A 22,768-nucleotide genomic window follows, 5' to 3' on the forward strand; every position below is an offset into this window, starting at 1 on the left:
ACCGCCGGCCTGGAGGGCATGGACGTCCCGCTGCGCGTCGCCGTCATGGGCTGCGTCGTCAACGGCCCCGGCGAGGCCCGCGAGGCCGACCTCGGTGTGGCATCCGGCAACGGCAAGGGCCAGATCTTCGTCAAGGGCGAGGTCGTCAAGACCGTCCCCGAGTCCAAGATCGTGGAGACGCTCATCGAAGAGGCCATGAAGATCGCCGAGCAGATGGAGGCCGACGGCGTGGCCTCCGGCGAGCCCTCGGTGGCCGTCGCGGGCTGATCCACCCTGCTTCTGCCGCGTCGCCCTGGGGGGCGGCGCGGCATATTCGTGGCAGGTACAGTGCGGGGACCAGCAGATCTCAGGGTGAGGCCCCCGCACGTGTTGACGCAGACCACCTCCCGCGTGCTCGAACCGAGCGACCTGGACGCCGCGCTCGCCATCCTCGACCGCGAGCCGGTCGCGAACGCCTTCGTCGCCGCCCGGGTACAGATCGCCGGCCTCGACCCGTGGCGGCTCGGCGGCGAGATGTGGGGCTGGTACGAGCACGGAATGCTGACCTCCCTGTGCTACGCGGGCGCCAACCTCGTCCCCATCTGCGCCACCCCGCGCGCCGTCCGCGCCTTCGCCGACCGCGCCCGGCGGGCCGGCCGCCGCTGCTCCTCGATCGTCGGTCCCGCCGACACGACCGCCCAGCTCTGGCGCCTGCTCGAACCGGGCTGGGGCCCGGCCCGAGAGGTCCGCACCCGCCAGCCCCTCATGGTCACCGGCCGCATGCCCGCCGACATCACCCCCGACCCGTACGTCCGCCGCGTCCGCAAGGACGAGATGGAGCGGATCATGCCGGCCTGCGTGGCGATGTTCACCGAGGAGGTCGGCATCTCCCCGATGGCCGGCGACGGCGGCCTGCTCTACCAGGCCCGGGTCGCCGAACTCGTCGGCTCCGGCCGCTCCTTCGCCCGCTTCGACAGCGACGGCAGGGTCGTCTTCAAGGCCGAGATCGGCGCCGCCACCGACCGCACCTGCCAGATCCAGGGCGTATGGGTGGCCCCCGAGTACCGGGGCACCGGCCTCGCGGCACCGGGCATGGCGGCGGTCCTCCGCTATGCCCTCACGGACGTCGCCCCGGTGGCGAGCCTGTACGTGAACGACTTCAACACGGCGGCACGGCGGACGTACCGGCGGGTGGGCTTCCAGGAGGTAGGCGCCTTCATGAGCGTGCTGTTCTGAACCCTCCGGGAAACGCCGGCTCCGGTCCCGCCGGGAGCGGCGCCCGCGCCCCCCCCCGCACCCGCGCTGTCCGACGGAGCACCCGGGTAGGCTCCCCGCCATGGAGCTCGTGATCGGCCCACTGGACCTCGCCGCGCACGTGGACGAGGCCCTCGCGGTCCAAGCCGCCGCGTTCGGACTCGGCCCCGACGAGGTGGCCGTCCGCCGCCAGATCGTCCTGCGCCACATGACCCACCCCGGAGCCAGAGCCCTCGGCGCCACCGTCGGAGGCGACCTCGTCGGCTTCGTCTACGGCATGCCCAACGACCGCGCCCACTGGTGGTCCACCGTCGTCGAGCCCTACCTCCGCGCGCAGGGCAACGACGCCTGGCTCGACGACTCCTTCGTCATCACCGAACTCCACGTCCACCCGGCCCACCAGAACCGCGGCACGGGCCGCTCCCTGATCACCACGATCACCGACAGCGCCACCGAGCCCCGTTCGATCCTCTCCGCGATCGACACCGACAGCCCCGCCCGCGGTCTCTACCGCTCCCTCGGCTACCAGGACCTCGCCCGCCAGGTCCTCTTCCCCAGCGCCCCCAAGCCGTACGCCGTGATGGGCGCCCCGCTGCCCCTGCGCAGGCCGACGGCCGGTCGTTAACCGATTTCCACCGCACCGGACCCCCCGGCTAACCTCCTAGCACCACCCTTACGCAGCAGGAGACACGAGAACCATGGCCAACGCACCGGTCCAGCGCATGTCGAAGTTGATGGCGAAGACGCTGCGCGACGACCCGGCGGACGCCGAGGTCCTCAGCCACAAGCTGCTGGTCCGCGCCGGCTACGTGCGCCGCACCGCCGCCGGCCTCTGGAGCTGGCTGCCGCTCGGCAAGAAGGTCCTCGGCAACATCGAGCGCATCGTCCGCGAGGAGATGGACGCCATCGGCGCCCAGGAGGTCCAGCTCCCCGCCCTGCTGCCGCGCGAGCCCTACGAGGCCACCGGCCGCTGGGACGAGTACGGCCCCGAGCTGTTCCGCCTCCAGGACCGCAAGGGCGGCGACTACCTCCTCGGCCCCACCCACGAGGAGATCTTCACCCTGCTGGTGAAGGACCAGGCGTCCTCCTACAAGGACCTGCCGGTCATCCTCTACCAGATCCAGAACAAGTACCGCGACGAGGCCCGCCCCCGGGCCGGCATCCTGCGCGGCCGCGAGTTCCTGATGAAGGACTCCTACTCCTTCGACGTCGCCGACGAGGGCCTCGCCGAGTCCTACGCCCTGCACCGCGCCGCCTACCAGCGCATCTTCGAGCGCCTCGGCCTCGACTACCGCATCTGCGCCGCGACCGCCGGCGCGATGGGCGGCTCCAAGTCCGAGGAGTTCCTCGCCCCTGCCGAGGCCGGCGAGGACACCTTCGCGGACTGCCCGAACTGCGACTTCGCCGCCAACACCGAGGCGATCGCCTACGCGCTCCAGCCCGTGGACGCCGCCGGAGTGCCCGCGGCCGAGGACATCCCGACCCCCGACACCCCCACCATCGAGACGCTCGCCGCGTCCCTCGGCGTGGCGGCCTCCGCCACGCTGAAGAACCTGCTCGTCAAGGTGGACGGCGAGATCGTCGCCGTGGGCGTCCCCGGCGACCGCGAGGTCGACCTGGACAAGGTCGAGGCCCACTTCGCCCCGGCCGCCGTCGAGCTGGTCACCCCCGAGGACTTCGTCGGCCGCCCCGACCTGGTCCGCGGCTACGTGGGCCCGCAGGGCCTGGGCGACAAGGTGAAGTACGTCGCCGACCCGCGCGTGGCGCCGGGCACGTCGTGGATCACGGGCGCCAACAAGGAGCACACCCACGCCAAGAACGTCGTGGCGGGCCGTGACTTCGAGGTCGACGCGTACGTCGACGTCGTCGTGGTCCGGGAGGGCGACCCCTGCCCCAAGTGCGGCACCGGTCTCAAGCTGGACCGCGCCATCGAGATCGGCCACATCTTCCAGCTGGGCCGCAAGTACGCCGACGCCCTCAAGCTCGACGTCCTCGGCCAGAACGGCAAGCCGGCCCGCGTCACCATGGGCTCCTACGGCATCGGCGTCTCCCGCGCGGTGGCCGCCCTCGCCGAGCAGCACGCCGACGACAAGGGCCTCGTCTGGTCCAAGGAGGTCGCCCCGGCCGACGTCCACGTCGTCGCCGCCGGCAAGGCCCTGCAGACCGAGCTGGCCCTGGAGGTCTCCGACAAGCTGGCCGCGGCCGGCGTCCGCGTCCTGGTGGACGACCGGGCCGGTGTCTCCCCGGGCGTCAAGTTCACGGACGCCGAACTCATCGGCGTACCCCGGATCCTGGTCGCCGGACGCCGCTCCGCCGAGGGCGTGGTCGAGCTGAAGGACCGCCGTACCGGTGAGCGCGAGGAACTGACGGTCGAGGAGGCCGTCGCCCGCCTCACGGCCTGACACCCCGGGCCCACGGCGGCCCATGACGTGGAAGGGGCGGCGTACTCCGGCGCGGTGCCGGCGTACGCCGCCCTCGGGCGGAACGGGTTGCGGGAGTTGGCCCGCTGTCATGGCGGTTACTTCGGGTCGCGGTTGAACTTCGCGGCCGACCAGAAGTAGCCGAGCACCGCGAGCCCCAGGCACCAGGCGACCGCCAGCCACCCGTTGTGGCCGATCTCGCTGCCGAGCAGCAGCCCGCGCAGGGTCTCGATGGCCGGGGTGAACGGCTGGTACTCGGCGACCGGCTGGAACCAGCCCGGCATCGCGTCGACCGGGACGAAGGCGCTGGACAGGAGCGGCAGCAGGATCATCGGCATCGCGTTGTTGCCGGCGGCCTCGGCGTTCGGGCTGATCAGGCCCATGCCGACGGCGATCCAGGTGAGTGCCGTGGCGAAGAGCACGAGCAGTCCGAACGCGGCCAGCCATTCCAGGGCGGTGGCGTCGGTGGAGCGGAAGCCGATGGCGACGGCCACGGCGCCGACGAGGACCACGCTCATGACGGACTGGAGCACGCTGCCGATGACGTGCCCGATGAGCACGGAGCCGCGGTGGATCGCCATGGTGCGGAAGCGGGCGATGATGCCCTCGGTCATGTCCATGGAGACGGACACCGCGGTGCCGATCGTGGTGCTGCCGATGGTCATCAACAGGAGGCCCGGCACGAGGTAGGCGATGTAGTCGGAGCGGTCGGCGCCGCCGCCGGCGATGCCCGCGCTCATCACGTCGCCGAAGACGTAGACGAAGAGCAGTAGCAGCATGACCGGCGTGAGCAGCAGGTTCAGGGTGAGGGACGGGTAGCGCCGGGCGTGCAGCAGGTTGCGGCGCAGCATCGTGGACGAGTCGCGCACGGCGAGGGAGAGGGAGCTCATCGGAGGGTCTCCTTGGGCTGGTTCGGGATGTCGGGACCGGTCAGGGCGAAGAACACGTCGTCGAGGTCGGGGGTGTGCACGGTCAGTTCGTCGGCCTCGACGCCGGCGGAGTCCAGCCGGTCGAGGACGGAGCGCAGTTCGCGCTGGCTGCCGTCGCTGGGGAGCCGCAGTGCCAGTGCCTCGTCGTCCCGGGTGACTTCGCCCAGCGCGGAGGCGGCGCGCTGGTAGGCGGCCGGGTCGGTGAAGCGGAGCCGGATGTGTCCGCCGGGGATGAGCCGCTTCAGCTCCTCGGCGCTTCCGTGGGCGGCGATCCTGCCGTCGTTGAGTACGGCGATGCGGTCGGCGAGCTGGTCGGCCTCTTCGAGGTACTGGGTGGTGAGGAAGACGGTGACGCCGCCGGTGACGAGTTCGCGGATGATCTGCCACATGTTGTGGCGGGAGCGGGGGTCGAGGCCGGTGGTGGGTTCGTCGAGGAAGATGATCCGCGGGTCGCCGACGAGGGTCATGGCGATGTCGAGGCGGCGCTTCATGCCGCCGGAGTAGGTGGAGGCGGGCTTCGTCGCCGCCTCGGTGAGATCGAACCGCGCCAGCAGTTCGGCGGCGACCCGTCGTCCCTCCTGCTTGGAGAGGTGGTGCAGGTCGGCCATGAGGATCATGTTCTCCTCGCCGGTGATCAGGCCGTCCACGGCGGAGAACTGCCCGGTGACACCGATCGCGGCCCGCACCGCCTGCGGGTCGGCGGCGATGTCGTGGCCGCCGACGCGGATCTCACCGGAGGCGGGATCGGGGGAGACGAGCGTGGAGAGGATCTTGACGGCGGTGGTCTTGCCGGCGCCGTTCGGCCCGAGCAGGGCGAACACGGACCCCGCCGGGATGTGCAGGTCGATGCCGTCGAGGACGACCTTGTCGCCGTAGGACTTGCGCAGCCCGTTCGCGGTGATGGCCGGAGTGGTCATGATGGGTGCTCCTCAGACGCTGCGGGCGACGATGTCGCCGTAGGAGGTGGTCGCGTGGATGGTCAGGTCCGCGGCGGCGCCGTCGGTGTTCCTGAGCGAGTTGTGAATCCGGCCGTAGCCGGTGCCGGCGTCCAGGGAGGCGGAGACTCCGGGGGCGGCGCCGACCGACACCTCGCCGGCCTCGGTGCGCAGCACGACCGTGCCGCGCACGGCCTCGGCGATCCGGATGTCGCCCTTGGCGGTCCTGATCTCCGCGGGGCCGTCCAGGCGGCCGACCGAGACGTCACCGGCGAGGGTGGTGAGCCGGGCACTCGCGGCCTCGTCGAGCTTGACCGAGCCGTGCGAGCTCTCGTAGGCGACGTCGCCGAGCCGCCCGACGCCCCGGAATTCGGCGCTGGCCGCCTTCGCCTCGACCCGGGAGTCGGCCGGCAGCTGGATGGTCACCTCGACGGAGCCGGAGCTGCCGAGGATCCGGTTCTGCACCGTCGCCTCGACCCGCAGGACGCCGTCGCCGTATTCGATCCTGGTCTGCTCCGCGGCCTTCACGTCGCGGCCGTTCGAGGCGTCCACGGGCAGGACCTCGACCGTGGTGTCGGCCCGGTCGGCGGCGATGAACCGGATGCGTCCCGCGGGGATGTCCAGGACGGTGGTGATCGGGGCGGGGGTGTTGAACGTCTGCATCGTGCTCTCCTTCGGTCTGCTGCTTTCCGATAAGAAAAACGCTACGTTGCATTCATGGATCCATCAATAAGTCTGTTGCGTCGAAACAGCATAACCGCTGATGGATGGCCAGTAATTGTTGCAATGGTCTTCTCGATTAACGCAACGCCGACCGTATGGTCGTTGCAATGGAGTGAAGTCGAACGCTATGCTGGGGCGCCAAGGGAACACGAAGGAGGCAAGCGATGCCTGGAGGCAGGCTCACTCAGCAGGAGCGTCAGCAGATCGCACTGGGGCTGGCCGACGGCCTCGCCTACGCGGAGATCGCCAGGCGCGTCGACCGCCCGACCTCGACGATCACGCGCGAGGTGATGCGCAACGGCGGCCCCACCGCCTACCGCGCCGACCTCGCCCACCGCGCCACCGAACACCGCGCCCACCGGCGCAGGCAGGCCGCGCCCCAGGGCGCGAAGGCGACCCCGCAGGCGCACGGACGCGACGCCGAGGCCGTACGCGAGTACGAGGAGGTGTTCACCACCGTCCTCATGGCTTCGGGCATGCCCAAGATGATGGCCCGGGTCATGGCCTGCCTCACCCTCACCGACTCCGGCAGCCTCACCGCGTCCGAGCTCGTCCAGCGTCTTCAGGTGAGCCCGGCGTCCGTCTCCAAGGCGATCGCGTTCCTCGACGAGCAGGCCTTCGTCCGCCGGGAACGCGACGAACGCCGCCGCGAGCGCTATGTCGTCGACGACGACATCTGGTACCAGTCGACGGTGGCCAGCGCCCGGTCCATCGCCCAGGTCGTCGAGACCGCACGGCAGGGCGTGGGCATCCTCGGCTCCGGCACCCCGGCCGGCGCCCGCCTGGAGAACGTCGCCCGCTTCCTCGACTTCGTCAGCGAGACCACCGCCCGCGCCGCCGAGCAGGCCCGCGAGGTCCTCCACACGAAAGCCAGGACGCCCGGGCCCGCAGCGCCGGAAGAGGCGGAGACGACGGACCGCTGAGCGCGCCGCCCGTCCGGGCCCCGGCGCGGTGGCGAGGCGGCGTTCACGGCGACCGGCGGCCGGGGCGACGGCGCGCCCGCCGACGACGCAGGGGCCTTGTGTCCCCGAGACGGCACCCGGCCGACCGGCCAGCGGTACGACGACGCGCGGAGGCGTGCAAGGGGCCGTGACAAAGCGGCCCCTCTCCCACCCCGTACGGCGACCGGCGGCGACACCCTTGTCAACCGGCGGCGCGTCCCGGTGCCAACGCCCTTGGGTACGCCCGGCGTCCTACAGCCAGCTCGCGAACTCCAGCAGCAGTTCCGCGTCCTGCTCCCGGCCCACCCGGCGGGCCCGTACGCCCGACTCGACCGCGCGGAACAGTGTCCAGCCACGCAGCCGCTCCTGGTCGACCTCCAACGACTCCGCGAGCCGCTTGACCCGCCGCCGGGTCGTCGAGGCGCCCGAAGGCTGGGCGATGAGGTCCTCCACCCGGTCCCGCACCAGCCGCGCGAGGTCGAAGGCGCTCTCGCCGACCACCGGGTCGGGACCCACGGCCAGCCAAGGCATCCGTTCCCCGGCGAGCACCTTGCTCTGCCGGAACGTGCCGTGCAGAAGCCGCTGCTCGGGCGGCGCGGCCAGCAGTTCCTCGCGGGCCGTGAGCGCCGCGTCGACCAGCGGCGCCACCTCCGGGTCGGCCACCGCGCCCGCCCGCATGGCCTCGGCCTGCCGCCCGGTCCGCTCGGCCACGGTCTCGAAGGGGTGACCGGCGGGCGGCTCGACCCACAGTCGCCGCAGCGTGCCCGCGGCCTCCAGCAACGCCTTCGCCTCCGGCAGCGACCGCACCGACACGTCCGGATGCAGCCGCTCCAGCAGGAGTACGCCCTCCGCCGTCTCCGCTTCGAGCAGCTGTACGGCGCCCAGTCCGCCCCAGTGGGCGAGCGCGGCTCGCTCGCTCTCCGGGCGTGCGCGGCGCGGGGCCAGCTTCAGCACCGCGGGCTTCCCGTGGGCCGTCCGCACCAGGACCACCAGACTGCTGCGCCCGCCGGGCACCTGCACCCGCTCCGCGGTCAACTCGCGTAGCGCCAGGGTCCGCTCCGCCGCTTCGGGCAGCTTCTCCAACCAGTCGTCACCGTCCGGTGCCGTCTCACCGAGCGCCCTGACCAGGCGCCGCGGCGGTTCGAAAGCCATGCGCGAGCCGTTCCCTTCCCGTACGGGCAGCCGTACGTGTTACGCAGTCGGTGAAGCCGAAGCCGAAGCCGAAGCCGAAGCCGAACCCGAACCCGAAGCCAGGTCCGGGTCCGGGTCCGGGTCCGGGTCCGGAGCCTGGTCCGACGCCGCATCCGGGGTCGACGGGCTGCCGGCCCGCTCGGCGAGCCCAGGGAAGGCTACGCTCCCGCCCCGCCAGCGCACCGCCCGGACCGCCGCCTCCCGCAGCGCTCCGGCCGCCGTGGCCCGGCGTTCGCTCTCGGCCGCCCGCACCAGGTCGGAGTAGACGCCGGCCACGCGCTCCTCCAGCTCGGCCGCCAGCCGCACCGCCGCCGCCGAGTCCGGCACCGAGAAGGGCAGCGCGTACCCGGCCGCCGCGGCGACCGGTTTGCCGCCGAGGTCGCGCACCGTGCGCGCCAGCGCGTCGCGCCGCGCCCGGTGCGCGTCGTACGCCGTCCGCGCCTCGGTGCGCCGTGCCTCGCCGATCCGTCCGCCGACGACCCCGTAGCCGTACACGGCCGCGTGCTCCGCCGCCAGCGCCGCCTGGAGGGCGCCCAGTTCCCGGTCCTCCGCCTCGCTCACCCTTCACCCTCCGTCAGCAGATACACGTGCGCGGATCCGGCCGCCGCCACCGAGGCCAGCAACCGCGCCAGCTCGCCCGGCACCTCCAGCAGCGCCCCGGTCCGCCGGTCGGCCAGCTTCCGCTCGGCGGCGGCGAGCAGGGCCAGGGCGTCCTTCTCGGCCGCCGGTACGGCGGCGGAGGCGTCCTCCGGCCCGGCGGCCCGCGCGGAGACCGAGGGCGACGCCTTCGGCGAGGCTGCACGCACGGCACCGAACGCCTCCGCGTGCCGTACCACCGCCCCGTGCAGCGGCCCCAGCCGCTCCGCCAGCCCCGGATGCGCGCTGATCACCGCCGCGTACCGCCCGGCCAGCTCCTCGCTGTCCCGGGCCGCACGCGCGCGTGCGCGGTCGGCGGCCGGCGGACCGCCCTCCGTGCCACCGTCGTCCGGCCCGCCGTAACAGCCGACGGGCAGGGCGGCACCGGCGGCCGACGCGAGCAGGGTCCTCCTGCGCGGCCCCGAGGGCGGGCGCGGCGATGCGGGCAGGCGCGGCGATGAGGAAAACGACACGGCAGACGTCCTCGACAGGCTCGTACGGAAGCGACGGCAAAGCGACGGGCGAGCGGCGGGAACCCGCGGTGCGGCCTGCCCGTGATCACGGTACCCGGGCCCCGGCCGGGCACCACTCATCGGCGCCGCCGGTCCAGGGTGGACGGCAACACCCCCCGGGACCGGATACCCTTTGACCAGACACGCGCACCGTCCCACAACAGCACACGCGGCCGAGGAGTCACCCGGATGAGCACCACCCAGAGCGAGAGGCTGCGAGAGCTGCTGGAGCCGCTCGTCGCCTCCCAGGGCCTGGACCTCGAAGAGATCGCGGTGGACTCGGTCGGCCGCAAGCGTGTGCTGCGTGTCGTCGTCGACTCGGACACCGGTGCCGACCTGGACCGGATCGCCGATGTGAGCCGCGCGCTCTCGGCGAAGCTCGACGAGAGCGACGCTATGGGCGAGGCCGAGTACACCCTCGAGGTCGGCACCCCGGGCGCGGAGCGCTCCCTCACCGAGCACCGCCACTACGTGCGCGCCACGGACCGCCTGGTGCGGTTCCAGCTCCACGAGGGCGGCGAACTGGTCGCACGCGTCCTCGGTGTGGACGACGACGGACTCGACCTCGAAGTGCCCGGAGTGAAGGGCCGCAAGGCCACCACCCGCAGACTCGCCTTCGCCGACATCGACAAGGCCCGCGTCCAGGTGGAGTTCAACCGCAAGGACGCCGGCGGCGACAAGAACGACAAGAACACGACGGAAGAGGAGGAGGCGTAGCCGTGGACATCGACATGAGCGCCCTGCGGGGCTTGGTACGGGAGAAGGAGATCTCCTTCGACCTGCTGGTCGAAGCGATCGAGTCGGCCCTCCTCATCGCCTACCACCGCACCGAGGGAAGCCGCCGACACGCGCGCGTGGAGCTCAACCGGGACACCGGGCATGTGACCGTGTGGGCGAAGGAGGACCCCGACGACCTCGAAGAGGGCCAGGCGGCCCGCGAGTTCGACGACACCCCGTCCGACTTCGGCCGTATCGCCGCCAGCACCGCGAAGCAGGTCATCCTGCAGCGGCTGCGCGACGCCGAGGACGACGCGACGCTCGGTGAGTACGCCGGCCGCGAGGGCGACATCGTCACCGGCGTGGTCCAGCAGGGCCGCGACCCGAAGAACGTGCTCGTCGACATCGGCAAGCTGGAGGCCATCCTGCCGGTGCAGGAGCAGGTGCCCGGCGAGTCCTACCCGCACGGCATGCGGCTGCGGTCGTACGTCGTCCGGGTGGCCAAGGGCGTGCGCGGCCCCTCCGTGACGTTGTCCCGCACGCACCCCAACCTGGTGAAGAAGCTCTTCGCCCTGGAGGTGCCGGAGATCGCCGACGGGTCCGTCGAGATCTCGGCGATCGCCCGCGAGGCCGGCCACCGCACCAAGATCGCCGTACGCTCCACCCGCTCGGGCCTGAACGCCAAGGGCGCCTGCATCGGCCCCATGGGCGGCCGGGTACGCAACGTGATGGGGGAGCTGAACGGCGAGAAGATCGACATCGTCGACTGGTCGGACGACCCGGCCGAGATGGTGGCGAACGCGCTCTCCCCGGCACGCGTCTCCAAGGTGGAGGTCGTGGACCTGGCGGCCCGCTCCGCACGCGTGATCGTGCCCGATTACCAGCTGTCGCTGGCGATCGGCAAGGAGGGCCAGAACGCCCGCCTCGCGGCCCGGCTGACCGGCTGGCGGATCGACATCCGGCCGGACACCGAGCAGCCGTCCGAGCACTCGTCCGAGCAGTCGTCCGAGCAGCAGTCCGACCGCCCGTCGGCGGGGCGCGGGGAATAGATCCAAGCCGCACTGCGCTGAGATCACGACAGTCTTGCGTGCGGCATGTGTTCGATTCTTGCCCCAAAGGGGTGAGGTCGGTCCGGGGAGGTAGACTTAGCTGTGTCTGGCCGGACACGTACCCGAGCATGCCCCGAGCGCACCTGCGTGGGGTGTCGGGAGCGAGCGGTCAAGAGCGAGCTGCTGCGCACTGTGGCGGTCGAGGGTGATTGCACCCCCGATCCACGCGGTACGCTGCCCGGCCGGGGTGCCTATGTGCACCCCGCACCGGTCTGTGTCGACCAGGCAGTGCGCCGCAAGGCGTTCCCGCGGGCGCTCCGCGTCCCGGGGCCGCTCGACGTAAAGGCGTTGCGCCGCTACGTCGAGCAGGCACAGGGTTGCTGACAGCAGCATGTAGGCAACGTGCCAAGGAAGACGAGCCGTACGGAACCCCGTGCGGCCTGGTACCTCGCGAAGTGAAAGCAGGTCGAGATTGCGATGAGCACTCGATGAGTACGCGATGAGTACGCCCATGAACTAGCGACGGTCCGGACGCAACCCGGACCTCAGAGGAGCGAAGTGGCTAAGGTCCGGGTCTACGAACTCGCCAAGGAGTTCGGTGTCGAGAGCAAGGTCGTCATGGCCAAGCTCCAGGAACTCGGTGAGTTCGTCCGTTCGGCGTCTTCGACGATCGAAGCGCCCGTAGTACGCAAGCTGACAGACGCGTTCCAGCAGGGCAGTGGCAACGGCCGGTCCGCCGGTCGCCCCGCGGCCCCGAAGAAGGCGGCCCCCAGGCCCGCCGCGCCGTCCCCGGCGCAGGCGGCTCGTCCGGCCGCCCCGCGGCCGGCGGCCGCACCCAAGCCGGCGGCGGCCCAGCAGCCCGAGGCTCCGTCGGCCCCCGCGCCGGCGCCGTCCCAGGGCCAGTCCCAGGGCCAGCGTCCGACGCCGGGCCCGAAGCCCGCGCCGCGTCCGGCCCCGGCCGCCCCGGAGTTCACCGCTCCGCCGGCCGCTCCGGCCGCTCCCGCCGCCTCGACTCCGGCTCCGGCCGGACCGAAGCCCGGCGGTGCGCGTCCCGGTGCTCCCAAGCCCGGCGGTGCCCGTCCGTCCGGTCCGGGTCAGGATCGAGGTCAGGACCGCGGTCAGCAGGGCGGCCAGGGCCGTCCCGGTGGCCAGCGTCCCGGCGCCCCGGCGCAGCGTCCCGGAGGCCGCCCTGGCGGTCCGCGTCCGGGTAACAACCCCTTCACCTCCGGTGGCAACGCCGGCATGGCACGCCCGCAGGCGCCCCGTCCGCAGGGCGCGCCCCGACCCGGTGGCCATGGCGGTCCCGGTGCCCCCGGCGCCGGTCCCCGTCCGCAGGCTCCCGGCGGCCAGGGCGGCGGTCCTCGTCCCCAGGCTCCGGGCGGCAACCGTCCGAGCCCGGGCTCGATGCCGCGTCCGCAGGGCGGCGGCGCAGGTCCCCGTCCCGGCGGCGGCCCGCGTCCGAACCCCGGCATGATGCCGCAGCGTCCTGCTGCCGGCCCGCGTCCCGGCCCCGGTGGCGGCGGTCGTGGTCCCGGCGGTGCCGGTCGTCCCGGCGGCGGCGGTCGTCCCGGTGGCGGCGGCGGTTTCGCCGGTCGTCCCGGTGGCGGTGGCGGCGGCGGTCGTCCCGGTGGCGGCGGCGGTTTCGCCGGTCGTCCCGGTGGTGGCGGCGGCTTCGGTGGCGGCGGTGGCCGTCCCGGCTTCGGCGGTCGTCCCGGTGGTCCGGGTGGCCGTGGTGGCACGCAGGGCGCCTTCGGTCGTCCTGGCGGTCCCGCGCGTCGCGGTCGCAAGTCGAAGCGGCAGAGGCGCCAGGAGTACGAGGCCATGCAGGCCCCGTCGGTCGGCGGCGTGATGCTGCCTCGCGGCAACGGCGAAGCCATTCGCCTGTCGCGCGGTGCCTCGCTCACCGACTTCGCGGAGAAGATCAACGCCAACCCGGCGTCGCTCGTCGCGGTCATGATGAACCTCGGCGAGATGGTCACCGCGACCCAGTCCGTCTCCGACGAGACGCTCCAGCTCCTCGCCGGCGAGATGAACTACACGGTTCAGATCGTCAGCCCGGAGGAGGAGGACCGCGAGCTGCTCGAGTCCTTCGACCTGGAGTTCGGCGAGGACGAGGGCTCCGAGGAGGACCTGGTCGTCCGTCCGCCGGTCGTGACCGTCATGGGTCACGTCGACCACGGTAAGACCCGACTGCTCGACGCCATCCGCAAGACGAACGTCATCGCGGGCGAGGCCGGCGGCATCACCCAGCACATCGGTGCCTACCAGGTCGCGACCGAGGTCAACGAAGAAGAGCGCAAGATCACCTTCATCGACACCCCGGGTCACGAGGCGTTCACCGCCATGCGTGCCCGTGGTGCCCGGTCGACCGACATCGCGATCCTGGTCGTCGCGGCCAACGACGGCGTCATGCCGCAGACGGTCGAGGCGCTCAACCACGCCCAGGCGGCCGACGTCCCGATCGTCGTCGCGGTCAACAAGATCGACGTCGAGGGCGCCGACCCGACGAAGGTGCGCGGTCAGCTGACCGAGTACGGCCTGGTGGCCGAGGAGTTCGGCGGCGACACCATGTTCGTCGACATCTCCGCCAAGCAGGGTCTGCACATCGACTCCCTGCTGGAGGCCGTGGTCCTCACCGCGGACGCCTCGCTCGACCTGCGGGCCAACCCGGTCCAGGACGCGCAGGGCATCTCGATCGAGTCCCGTCTCGACCGCGGCCGCGGTGCCGTGGCGACGGTCCTCGTCCAGCGAGGCACCCTGCGGGTCGGCGACACGATGGTGGTGGGCGACGCCTACGGCCGCGTCCGCGCCATGCTCGACGACAACGGCAACAACGTCGCCGAGGCCGGTCCGTCGACGCCGGTCCAGGTCCTGGGCCTGACCAACGTCCCGGGTGCCGGTGACAACTTCATCGTGGTCGAGGAGGACCGTACGGCCCGCCAGATCGCGGAGAAGCGTGCCGCCCGCGAGCGGAACGCCGCGTTCGCCAAGCGCACGCGCCGCGTGTCGCTGGAGGACCTGGACAAGGTGCTGAAGGCCGGCGAGGTCCAGCAGCTGAACCTGATCATCAAGGGCGACGCGTCCGGATCGGTCGAGGCTCTGGAATCCTCCCTGCTCCAGCTGGACGTCGGCGAAGAGGTCGACATCCGCGTCCTGCACCGCGGTGTCGGTGCGGTCACGGAGTCCGACATCGACCTGGCGATGGGCTCCGACGCCATCGTGATCGGCTTCAACGTGCGCGCCGCAGGGCGTGCCGCGCAGATGGCCGAGCGCGAGGGTGTGGACGTCCGGTACTACTCGGTCATCTACCAGGCGATCGAGGAGATCGAGGCGGCCCTCAAGGGCATGCTCAAGCCGGAGTTCGAAGAGGTCGAGCTCGGTACGGCGGAGATCCGCGAGGTCTTCCGCTCGTCCAAGCTGGGCAACATCGCGGGTGTTCTCATCCGCTCCGGCGAGGTCAAGCGCAACACCAAGGCGCGCCTGCTGCGCGATGGCAAGGTCATCGCGGAGAGCCTCAACATCGTGGGCCTGCGTCGCTTCAAGGACGACGTCACCGAGATCCGCGAAGGCTTCGAGGGCGGTATCAACCTCGGAAACTTCAACGACATCAAGGTCGACGACGTCATCGCGACGTACGAGATGCGCGAGAAGCCGCGGGTGTAACAGCCCCGACTTCCGAGACGGTGCGGTCCGGGGCCGGTCGGCGGAGCACAATTCCGTCGATCGGCCCCGGCCGTTCGTTGTACGGTTCTGATGTCCCCGCCACATGGATGGCGGGGCCATCGATCCCGAACCGGCGGGTGAACCGGTTGCACACATGTATGTGGGGACGCTGTCCTTCGACCTCCTCCTCGGCGACGTACATTCGCTGAAGGAGAAGCGCTCCGTCGTCCGCCCGATCGTCGCCGAGCTCCAGCGGAAGTACGCGGTGAGCGTGGCCGAGGTGGAGCACATGGACCTCCACCGGCGGGCGGTCGTCGGCCTGGCCCTGGTGTCCGGCGACGCGGGGCACCTCTCCGACGTACTCGACCGGTGCGAGCGGCTGGTGGCCGGCCGCCCCGAGGTGGAGCTGCTGTCCGTCAGGCGGCGCTTCCACGGCGACGACGACTGACCAGAAAACGCACGAGAAGCGCGGAACAAGCGCGGACGAAGAAAGAGAACGGGAGACGGACCAGTGGCCGACAACGCGCGGGCGAAAAGGCTGGCGGACCTCATCCGAGAGGTGGTGGCCCAGAAGCTGCAGCGCGGGATCAAGGACCCGCGGCTCGGCTCGCACGTCACCATCACGGACACCCGGGTCACGGGTGACCTGCGAGAGGCGACCGTCTTCTACACGGTGTACGGGGACGACGAGGAGCGCGCGGCCGCGAGCGCCGGCCTGGAGAGCGCCAAGGGCATCCTGCGCTCCGAGGTCGGCAAGGCGGCGGGCGTGAAGTTCACGCCGACCCTGACCTTCGTCATGGACGCCCTTCCGGACACCGCCCGGAACATCGAGGACCTCCTCGACAAGGCGCGGCAGTCCGACGAGAAGGTGCGCGAGGCGTCCGCGGGCGCGGCATACGCCGGTGAGGCGGACCCGTACCGCAAGCCGGGCGAGTCCGACGACGAGTCCGACGCGGCCCCCGAGGCCGTCGACGCCGACGAGACGGACGACACCGCTAAATGACCGACAAGCACCCCACGCCCGACGGCCTTGTCATCGTCGACAAGCCGTCGGGCTTCACTTCGCACGACGTCGTCGCCAAGATGCGGGGCATCGCCCGCACCCGGCGCGTCGGGCACGCCGGCACGCTCGACCCGATGGCGACGGGCGTCCTGGTCCTCGGCGTGGAGCGGGCGACCAAGCTCCTCGGTCACCTCGCCCTCACCGAGAAGGAGTACCTGGGCACGATCAGGCTCGGGCAGACGACACTGACCGACGACGCCGAGGGCGAGATCACGGGGTCGGTCGACGCCTCGAAGGTCACCCGGGACGCCGTCGACGCCGCCGTCGCCAAGCTGACCGGCCGCATCATGCAGGTGCCGTCCAAGGTCAGCGCCATCAAGATCAACGGAGTGCGCTCCTACAAGCGGGCGCGCGAGGGCGAGGAGTTCGAGATCCCCGCCCGCCCCGTCACCGTCTCCTCGTTCGCGGTGTACGACGTCCGGGACGCCGTCGCCGAGGACGGCACCCCGGTGCTGGACCTGGTGGTCTCGGTGGTCTGCTCCTCCGGCACCTACATCCGCGCCCTGGCCCGCGACCTGGGCGCCGACCTCGGTGTCGGCGGCCACCTCACGGCCCTGCGCCGCACCCGCGTCGGCCCGTACAAGCTGGACGCGGCCAGGACGCTGGACCAGCTCCAGCGGGAACTCACCGTCATGCCGGTCGCGGACGCGGCCACCGCCGCCTTCCCGCGCTGGGACGTGGACGCCAAGCGGGCGCGGCTGCTCACCAACGGCGTACGGCTGGAGATGCCCGACTCCTACGCGGGCGCCGGTGCCGTCGCCGTCTTCGACCCCGAGGGCCGCTTCCTCGCGCTCGTGGAGGAACACAAGGGCAAGGCGAAGAGCCTGGCCGTGTTCGGCTGAGCCGACCTGCCGTCGGGCTCCGCCCGTGGAGCGGCGATCACGGGGACTTCCATTGTCGCCGCTCCACGGTCCCCCCTCGGTTCCCCCACCACATAGGGTGTATCCAACCCTCCCTTCCTGTTCACCCATCCGGGCAGGCGCTCGGAGTGAACCGGGGGAGTGGAAGGGGGCGCGTTCGCCACGGGATCTGTCCCATTGATCATCACGCGCCTACCGTCGAACACACAGCACGGGTGTACGGCGGGGAGGCTCGACGATGGCGTCGCGGAACCGGTCCCGGGAGGCGGCGGGCGGCAGGGCGGGACTGCGGTCCCGGGACGGCTTCCCGGAGGCGCGTGGAGGGTTCCCACAGGCGCGCGGCGGGCCGCCCGCCCCGCCGACCGAAGCACCACGAATCGCGCCCGACGACGCGCTGATCCGTGTCCATGACCTCGCCGGCCGTCCCCGTGGCACCGGTTTCCTCGCCGATCACCACGGCACGGTGATCACCAGCCATGAGGCGGTCGACGGTCTGTCCCGACTGGTGCTGAGCGGCGCCGGGGACCGCCGCCGTGTCGTGGCCGCCGCCGACGTGACTCCGCTGCCCGCCCTCGGCCTGGCCCTCGTACGCTCCGAGGGCCTCGGTGCCGAGCCGCTGCCCGTCGCGGTGCGGGGCAGGGTCGAGGCCGGGACGTACGTCCGGATCGCCGCCGGCGGCTGGCGCGAGGCCCGTGTCCTCGGCGCCACCGACGTCACCTACACGGCCACCGACCGCTTCCACCTCCTCGCCGACGCCCTGGAACTCGCCGTCGGCACATCGGGGCGGGACGCGCTGCGGCTGGGCGGCGGCGCGGCCGGCGGACCGGTGCTCGACATCGCGACCGGCGCGGTCGTCGGCGTCCTCGGCACCGCCCTGAGTTCCGGACACAGCGACGTCGGCTTCGCCGTGCCGTTGCTTCCCGCCCCCGGCCCCCTCGCCGACCTGCTCGCCGAGAACGCGGCGACGGTCCCGGCCTATGGCGCCGACCTCAATCTGGCGGGCGTACTCGCACTCACGGCGACCTCGGTGGGGCAGGACGGCCCGTCGGGGGCGGCGGTGGGGGGTGGGCGTGTGGGTGGGGGTGTGGGGGCTGGCCGCGGTTCCGGTCCCGGTCTCGGTTCCGGCTCCGGTCCCGGCTCCGGCTCCGGTCCCGGTCCCGGTCCCGGTCCCGGTCCCGGTTCCGGTCCCGGTCCCGGTTCCGGTCCCGGTCTCGGTCTCGGTTCCGGTTCCGGTCTCGGTCCCGGCTCCGGTCTCGGCTCCGGTTCCGGTCCCGGTCCCGGTCTCGGTTCCGGTCCCGGTCCCGGTCTCGGTTCCGGTCCCGGTCCCGGTCTCGGCTCCAGCCCCAGCCCCAGCCCCAGTCCCGGCCCCGGTCTCGGCCCCGGCCCCGGTGCCCGGAGCGGTCCGGGTGTCGGACCGGGCGTCGGTCGCCCTGCGGATCCGGTCGAACGCGAGGCTGTGGTGCGGGAGTTCGCCGCCTTCGCCGTGAGTCGCGCCAGTGTGCTCGGGCTGGTCGGCCCACCCGGCAGCGGCCGCACGACCGAGTTGGCGGCCCTCTCCTCCCGCCGCGCGCTGGGGACGGAACCGGCGCCCACGCTGTGGCTGCGCGGCGCCGATCTGCGGGACGACGACATGTCGTTGGCGGACGCGGCACGCAGGACGCTGGCCCGGGCCGCCCGCATCATCGCCGCCTCGGACCGCTCCCGCCCCGCCGGCCTCGGCGACATCACCCCGGACCGCCTCGCCCACCTCGCCCGCACCGCCGGACGCCCCCTCCTGCTGTTGCTCGACGGCCCCGAGGAGATGCCGCCCGTCCTGGCCCACCGCCTCCCCGAGTGGACGGAGGGCACGGTGACGTGGCTGCGGGACACGGGGACACGGCTCGTGGTGGCATGCCGGGCGGAGTACTGGGAGCGAGCGGGGGCGGAGTTCCCGCGGGAGCTGTTGTACGGGGCGGTGGCGGGGGAGCCGGCGCCGGGACCGACGGTTGGCGGGGTGGCGGAGCCCGGCCCGGCTGTGGGGGAGTGGCCGTACGGGCAGGCCGTGGGCGTGCCGTCGCCTCGGGCGATTGCCGCCGGGGAGCCGTGGCCCGGGTCGGCCGGTGGTGAGGGCCACCCCGGGGCGGGTGGTGAGGTTCAACCCGAGGCGGGCGGTGGGGCGCCGCGGTCCGGGGCGGCCGTTGATGAGTCATGTCCCGTGCCGGTCCCTGGTGCGTCGGTGCCGGGGCCGGGCGGTGAAGTGCCCTCGCTCGGGACGCCCCTCGAAACGGCCCTGGGCGAGCCGACGGCAGGGACGGCAGGGGCGGCAGGCGGAGCGCCGCGGTCGTATGCCGCCGGTCGTGAACCGGAACCGCCGTTCGGGGCGGCCGGCGCGGCCCCGAGGCAGACGGGGCCGGCCGCCGGAAGGACGCCCTTCGGGACGACAGCCCCAGGGGCCCCTGCCGTGCGGTCGGAGTCCGCCGAGCCGCGCTCCGGAGCCCCCGGCGCAGGTATCCCGCCCTGCGTCCGTCTCGGCGATCTGCGGGACGACGAGGCCCGGGAGGCGCGCGCACGCTACCGCGTACCGGAAGGCGCCCTCGCCGACCCGGACGGCCGGCACCCCCTCACCCTCCGCCTGCTCGCGGAGGTCCACGATGCCCTCCCCGGCTCCCCGCCCCCCGCCCAGGTCGAGCGGGACGCGGTACTCGCGGCCTACCTGGACCTGACGTGCCTGCGCGTCGCCAACCGCCTGGCCGGGGAGAACGGCCTGCACGGCACCGCCGTACGACGACTCGCGGCAAAGGTCTCCGGACAGGTCCACGAGGCGGCCCGGCGCAGTCTCGGCCCGGGCCAGGGCGAGCTCGACCGAGAGTCGTTCGAGGCGCTGTTCCCGTGGGGACCGGCCCCCGCCCGGCTCGGCGGCGGCACCGGCTGGGCAACGGCCGTACTCGGCGAGGGCCTCCTCGTACCCGCCGGCAGCGGCTACCGCTTCGCCCACGAGGAACTCGCCGACTGGATCCAGGGCACGCACCTCGACCTGGACGAAGCACTGCGCGCCCTCGTCCACCACCGCGGCACCCCGCACGACACGCACGCCCTCCCCGTGCCGCACCACCGCATCGGCCCCGTCGTCGAGGCCCTGCTGCTCCTCGCCCGCCAGTACGGCGTCCCCCAACTCGCCCTGACTCTCGAAGAGCTGGTGAACGCACTCGACGCCGACCCGCACTCCTGGTGGGCCGCCCGGCTGCTCGCCGAGGTGCTGACGCGCGTACCCGACGCCACGCCGTACACGGAGGTGCTGCGGCTGCTCGCCGACGGCATCGCGGAGCGGCGCGGCGAAGGGCGGGCGGCGCCGGGGGAGTTCGGGCCCGGCTTCTGGACGGCCGTGCGGCTGCCGGAGGCCACGCGCCTGGACCTGCTGCGCCGCCTCGTCCTCGCCGACGGCCCCCCGCACGAGCCCGGCCCCCGCCACCTCGACACCGTCGCCGGACGGCTCGCCGCCGATCCCGCGGCCGTGCAACCCCTCCTCGTCCGCTGGTTCGACGACGAACGGCCGCTGCCCGCGACCCCGCACGCCACCGTCGCGACGGCCGCACAGGCGCTGCTGCACACGCACCGCCACCGCGGCCCGGGCGGCCTGGACGGCCTCACCGAGGTACTCGTCGACAGCGCGCACCGACGGGCCGACGAACTGCTCGCCGTCCTGGCCGAGGAGGAGCCGTCCGCCCTCTGCCGCGCCGTCGAGCGGTGGGCGCGCGACGAGCGCCCCGCCCGGCGGACGGCGGCGGTGACCCATGGCCTGCGCACCGCACTGCACGCACGCACCGGCGCCGACCGCACCCTGCTCCGTCACGCCGCTCTGGTCCTGCTCGCCGACCCCGCCGACAGTGCCCTGCGCGGCGGCGCGCTCGCCCTGCTCGTACGGGATCCGGGCAGCCGCGACCGTCACCTCGCTCGGGCGCTCGGCCACTTCGCGGCGGGCGATCCGTACCTCCCGCCGAGCGCGGTGGCCGCCGCGCTGCCGACCCATCCCGAGCCGGTCCTCGACGCCTTCCGGGCCCGACTGCGCGGCCCGGACGCCGGGGAGGCGCTGCGCAGGCTCGCCGACGCCACCACCCCCGCGCTGGCCCGCCGGGTGGCCGTACTCGTCGGGGAGGCCGTGGTGGAACGCCCGGAGACCGCCGGGCACGTGGCCGCGTACGTCGACCGGCGCCTCGACCGGGACCCCGGGGCCCGTGCCGTACTCCACCCCCTGGTCACCGGCCTGCTCGACGACGGTCCCGAGCCGGTACGGGCCGCGCTCGCCGGCGTCCTCGCCGGCGACGGCACCCCTGGCAGCGGCACCCCTGGCAGCGGCCCGCTCCGCCGCGAGCTGCGCGAATACCTCCTGGCCCACGAGCGGGACCCCGCCGTCCTGGACGCGCTGCTGCACGCGGCCGCTCAGTGCGGCGGCGACGACCTGCCCGCCCTCGTCCACCGCACCGGCCTCCTCCTCGTCCGCACCCCGGACGGCGCCACCCGCTTCGACCGCGGCCTGGTCGACCTGGCCCGCCACCTCCCGGGGTTCGCCACCAGGGTCACCGGCTGGCTGGCCGACGAGCCCCAGGACTGGGCCGCGCTGGTGGGCCCCAGCGCACGCCGCACGATCGAGAACCTGGCGGGCGCCCGGGTCCCCGTCTGAGCCGGATCCGGCGCACGGGGCGTGCACCCGGTCACAGCGCGGATGCCGATGCGGGCGGGAGCCGGACGGCATGGCACCCTTAGACCTGCGTAAGAGGCACCACGGAAACCACCAAGGAGCAGACACAGTGCAGCGCTGGCGTGGCTTGGAGGACATCCCCGAGGACTGGGGACGCAGCGTCGTCACCATCGGCTCCTACGACGGCGTCCACCGCGGGCACCAGCTGATCATCAAGCACGCGGTGGACCGCGCCCGCGAGCTGGGCGTCCCCGCCGTCCTCGTCACCTTCGACCCGCACCCCAGCGAGGTCGTCCGCCCCGGCAGCCACCCGCCGCTGCTCGCCCCGCACCACCGCCGCGCCGAACTGATGGCGGAACTGGGCGTGGACGCGGTGCTGATCCTCCCCTTCACCAAGGAGTTCTCGAAGCTGTCCGCGGCCGACTTCGTGGTCAAGGTCCTGGTCGACCGGCTGCGCGCCAAGGCGGTTGTCGAGGGTCCCAACTTCCGCTTCGGTCACAAGGCCGCCGGGAACGTCGAGTTCCTCACCGAGCAGGGCAAGGTCTACGACTTCGAGGTCGAGGTCGTCGATCTGTACGTGACCGGTGACGCGGGCGGCGGCGAACCCTTCTCCTCGACCCTGACCCGCCGCCTGGTCGCCGAGGGCGACGTCGCCGGCGCCGCGGAGATCCTGGGCCGACCGCACCGCGTCGAGGGCGTCGTCGTCCGGGGCGCCCAGCGGGGCCGTGAGATGGGCTTCCCCACGGCCAACGTCGAGACCCTCCCGCACACCGCCATCCCGACCGACGGCGTCTACGCCGGCTGGCTGCACGCCCAGGGCGAGGCGATGCCGGCCGCTATCTCCGTCGGCACCAACCCGCAGTTCGAGGGCACCGAGCGCACGGTGGAGGCGTACGCCATCGACCGAGTCGGCCTCGACCTGTACGGCCTGCACGTCGCCGTGGACTTCCTGGCCTTCGTACGCGGCCAGGCGAAGTTCGAGACGCTGGACGCGCTGCTCGAGCAGATGGCCGCGGACGTCGAGCGCTGCCGGGAGCTGGTCGCGGCGGCGTCGTAACGCCTCCCGCCCCTCCCACGACTACGGCGCCGAAGGGGGGGGAGGGGTTGGGGGGCCCCGCCCCCCCTCCCTTTTCGGGGGTGCCTCTCTTGGTGGGGGGGGGGGGGTTTCCCCCTGCTTTGCCCGCCCTCACCCCGCCGCTAGGCGGAATTGCTTCCCCGCTG

20 protein-coding genes are annotated in these 22,768 nt (G+C 73.0%); 14 read left to right on the forward strand and 6 right to left on the reverse strand.

The annotated features are described in order from the left end of the window. The 4 genes from ACFCZF_RS31965 to ACFCZF_RS31980 form a co-directional block, all read left to right on the forward strand. Positions 1-267, forward strand: a 267-nt coding sequence (locus tag ACFCZF_RS31965) for a flavodoxin-dependent (E)-4-hydroxy-3-methylbut-2-enyl-diphosphate synthase (RefSeq protein ID WP_376674597.1), incomplete at its 5' end; no start/stop codon positions are given. Positions 268-366: 99 nt separating this feature from the next. Then, complete coding sequence (locus ACFCZF_RS31970; RefSeq protein WP_375918171.1) at positions 367-1,215, forward strand: GNAT family N-acetyltransferase; 849 nt, start codon at positions 367-369, stop codon at positions 1,213-1,215. A 100-nt stretch (positions 1,216-1,315) separates the two neighbouring features. Then, positions 1,316-1,858: a GNAT family N-acetyltransferase gene (locus ACFCZF_RS31975; RefSeq protein WP_376674598.1), complete on the forward strand. Its 543-nt coding sequence runs from the start codon at positions 1,316-1,318 to the stop codon at positions 1,856-1,858. Between the two features lie 73 nt (positions 1,859-1,931). After that, positions 1,932-3,635 (forward strand): proline--tRNA ligase, encoded by a 1,704-nt coding sequence (locus tag ACFCZF_RS31980; protein ID WP_376674599.1) that lies wholly within the window; start codon positions 1,932-1,934, stop codon positions 3,633-3,635. Positions 3,636-3,751: 116 nt separating this feature from the next. Here the strand turns inward: ACFCZF_RS31980 and ACFCZF_RS31985 are convergent, their stop codons facing one another. From ACFCZF_RS31985 to ACFCZF_RS31995, 3 genes are read right to left on the reverse strand one after another with little or no spacing between them, the layout of a single operon-like run. Then, positions 3,752-4,543: an ABC transporter permease gene (locus ACFCZF_RS31985; protein WP_376674600.1), complete on the reverse strand. Its 792-nt coding sequence runs from the start codon at positions 4,541-4,543 to the stop codon at positions 3,752-3,754. Next, positions 4,540-5,499 carry an ATP-binding cassette domain-containing protein gene (locus ACFCZF_RS31990; protein WP_376674601.1) on the reverse strand — a complete coding sequence of 320 codons (960 nt, stop codon included), beginning with the start codon at positions 5,497-5,499 and terminating at the stop codon, positions 4,540-4,542. The genes ACFCZF_RS31985 and ACFCZF_RS31990 overlap by 4 nt, the downstream gene beginning before the upstream one ends. Before the next feature lie 12 nt (positions 5,500-5,511). Next, a complete protein-coding gene (locus tag ACFCZF_RS31995) occupies positions 5,512-6,180 on the reverse strand; it encodes a DUF4097 family beta strand repeat-containing protein (RefSeq protein WP_376674602.1) in 669 nt (222 codons plus the stop codon). A 224-nt stretch (positions 6,181-6,404) separates the two neighbouring features. Between ACFCZF_RS31995 and ACFCZF_RS32000 the strand changes: the two genes are divergently transcribed. Next, positions 6,405-7,163: a helix-turn-helix domain-containing protein gene (locus ACFCZF_RS32000; RefSeq protein WP_376674603.1), complete on the forward strand. Its 759-nt coding sequence runs from the start codon at positions 6,405-6,407 to the stop codon at positions 7,161-7,163. Positions 7,164-7,433: 270 nt separating this feature from the next. On the opposite strand, the gene ACFCZF_RS32005 is transcribed toward ACFCZF_RS32000, so the two are convergent. From ACFCZF_RS32005 to ACFCZF_RS32015, 3 genes are read right to left on the reverse strand one after another with little or no spacing between them, the layout of a single operon-like run. Further along, positions 7,434-8,333 (reverse strand): aminoglycoside phosphotransferase family protein, encoded by a 900-nt coding sequence (locus tag ACFCZF_RS32005; protein WP_376674604.1) that lies wholly within the window; start codon positions 8,331-8,333, stop codon positions 7,434-7,436. A 39-nt stretch (positions 8,334-8,372) separates the two neighbouring features. After that, positions 8,373-8,933 carry a ferritin-like domain-containing protein gene (locus ACFCZF_RS32010; RefSeq protein ID WP_376674605.1) on the reverse strand — a complete coding sequence of 187 codons (561 nt, stop codon included), beginning with the start codon at positions 8,931-8,933 and terminating at the stop codon, positions 8,373-8,375. Then, positions 8,930-9,481 (reverse strand): hypothetical protein, encoded by a 552-nt coding sequence (locus ACFCZF_RS32015; protein ID WP_376674606.1) that lies wholly within the window; start codon positions 9,479-9,481, stop codon positions 8,930-8,932. The genes ACFCZF_RS32010 and ACFCZF_RS32015 overlap by 4 nt, the downstream gene beginning before the upstream one ends. 228 nt (positions 9,482-9,709) lie before the next feature. Here ACFCZF_RS32015 and rimP point away from each other — a divergent pair, with 228 nt between their 5' ends. The 9 genes from rimP (at position 9,710) to ACFCZF_RS32060 (ending at position 22,604) form a co-directional block, all read left to right on the forward strand. After that, entirely contained in the window at positions 9,710-10,237 is a 528-nt protein-coding gene (rimP, locus tag ACFCZF_RS32020) for a ribosome maturation factor RimP (RefSeq protein ID WP_376674607.1), read from the forward strand. A gap of 2 nt (positions 10,238-10,239) precedes the next feature. Further along, positions 10,240-11,286, forward strand: a complete 1,047-nt coding sequence (gene nusA / locus ACFCZF_RS32025) for a transcription termination factor NusA (protein WP_376674608.1) — start codon at positions 10,240-10,242, stop codon at positions 11,284-11,286. Positions 11,287-11,388: 102 nt separating this feature from the next. Further along, the gene (locus ACFCZF_RS32030) at positions 11,389-11,670 is read left to right on the forward strand and encodes a YlxR family protein (protein WP_375918147.1); all 282 of its coding nucleotides are present in this window, start codon (positions 11,389-11,391) and stop codon (positions 11,668-11,670) included. Between the two features lie 174 nt (positions 11,671-11,844). Beyond that, positions 11,845-14,949: a translation initiation factor IF-2 gene (infB, locus tag ACFCZF_RS32035; protein ID WP_376674609.1), complete on the forward strand. Its 3,105-nt coding sequence runs from the start codon at positions 11,845-11,847 to the stop codon at positions 14,947-14,949. Positions 14,950-15,103: 154 nt separating this feature from the next. Next, positions 15,104-15,397 carry a DUF503 domain-containing protein gene (locus ACFCZF_RS32040; protein WP_376674610.1) on the forward strand — a complete coding sequence of 98 codons (294 nt, stop codon included), beginning with the start codon at positions 15,104-15,106 and terminating at the stop codon, positions 15,395-15,397. A 63-nt stretch (positions 15,398-15,460) separates the two neighbouring features. Beyond that, positions 15,461-15,952 carry a 30S ribosome-binding factor RbfA gene (rbfA, locus tag ACFCZF_RS32045; protein ID WP_376674611.1) on the forward strand — a complete coding sequence of 164 codons (492 nt, stop codon included), beginning with the start codon at positions 15,461-15,463 and terminating at the stop codon, positions 15,950-15,952. After that, entirely contained in the window at positions 15,949-16,854 is a 906-nt protein-coding gene (gene truB / locus ACFCZF_RS32050; RefSeq protein WP_376674612.1) for a tRNA pseudouridine(55) synthase TruB, read from the forward strand. The genes rbfA and truB overlap by 4 nt, the downstream gene beginning before the upstream one ends. Before the next feature lie 256 nt (positions 16,855-17,110). Then, positions 17,111-21,529, forward strand: coding sequence for a hypothetical protein (locus ACFCZF_RS32055; RefSeq protein WP_376674613.1), 4,419 nt, complete (start codon positions 17,111-17,113; stop codon positions 21,527-21,529). Positions 21,530-21,656: 127 nt separating this feature from the next. Next, the gene (locus ACFCZF_RS32060; RefSeq protein ID WP_376674614.1) at positions 21,657-22,604 is read left to right on the forward strand and encodes a bifunctional riboflavin kinase/FAD synthetase; all 948 of its coding nucleotides are present in this window, start codon (positions 21,657-21,659) and stop codon (positions 22,602-22,604) included. Positions 22,605-22,768 lie beyond the last annotated feature (164 nt).

Source organism: Streptomyces sp. NPDC056296 (assembly GCF_042268605.1).
Classification (GTDB): domain Bacteria; phylum Actinomycetota; class Actinomycetes; order Streptomycetales; family Streptomycetaceae; genus Streptomyces.

Bases quoted from the DNA above. Each gene is read 5' to 3' on its own strand.
- ACFCZF_RS32000 (WP_376674603.1), top strand. From the start codon at position 6,405: ATGCCTGGAGGCAGGCTCACTCAGCAGGAGCGTCAGCAGATCGCACTG.
- truB (WP_376674612.1), top strand. From the start codon at position 15,949: ATGACCGACAAGCACCCCACGCCCGACGGCCTTGTCATCGTCGACAAG.
- ACFCZF_RS32055 (WP_376674613.1), top strand. From the start codon at position 17,111: ATGGCGTCGCGGAACCGGTCCCGGGAGGCGGCGGGCGGCAGGGCGGGA.
- ACFCZF_RS31985 (WP_376674600.1), bottom strand. From the start codon at position 4,543: ATGAGCTCCCTCTCCCTCGCCGTGCGCGACTCGTCCACGATGCTGCGC.
- ACFCZF_RS32040 (WP_376674610.1), top strand. From the start codon at position 15,104: ATGTATGTGGGGACGCTGTCCTTCGACCTCCTCCTCGGCGACGTACAT.
- ACFCZF_RS31980 (WP_376674599.1), top strand. From the start codon at position 1,932: ATGGCCAACGCACCGGTCCAGCGCATGTCGAAGTTGATGGCGAAGACG.
- ACFCZF_RS32005 (WP_376674604.1), bottom strand. From the start codon at position 8,333: ATGGCTTTCGAACCGCCGCGGCGCCTGGTCAGGGCGCTCGGTGAGACG.
- ACFCZF_RS31990 (WP_376674601.1), bottom strand. From the start codon at position 5,499: ATGACCACTCCGGCCATCACCGCGAACGGGCTGCGCAAGTCCTACGGC.
- ACFCZF_RS31975 (WP_376674598.1), top strand. From the start codon at position 1,316: ATGGAGCTCGTGATCGGCCCACTGGACCTCGCCGCGCACGTGGACGAG.
- rimP (WP_376674607.1), top strand. From the start codon at position 9,710: ATGAGCACCACCCAGAGCGAGAGGCTGCGAGAGCTGCTGGAGCCGCTC.
- ACFCZF_RS31995 (WP_376674602.1), bottom strand. From the start codon at position 6,180: ATGCAGACGTTCAACACCCCCGCCCCGATCACCACCGTCCTGGACATC.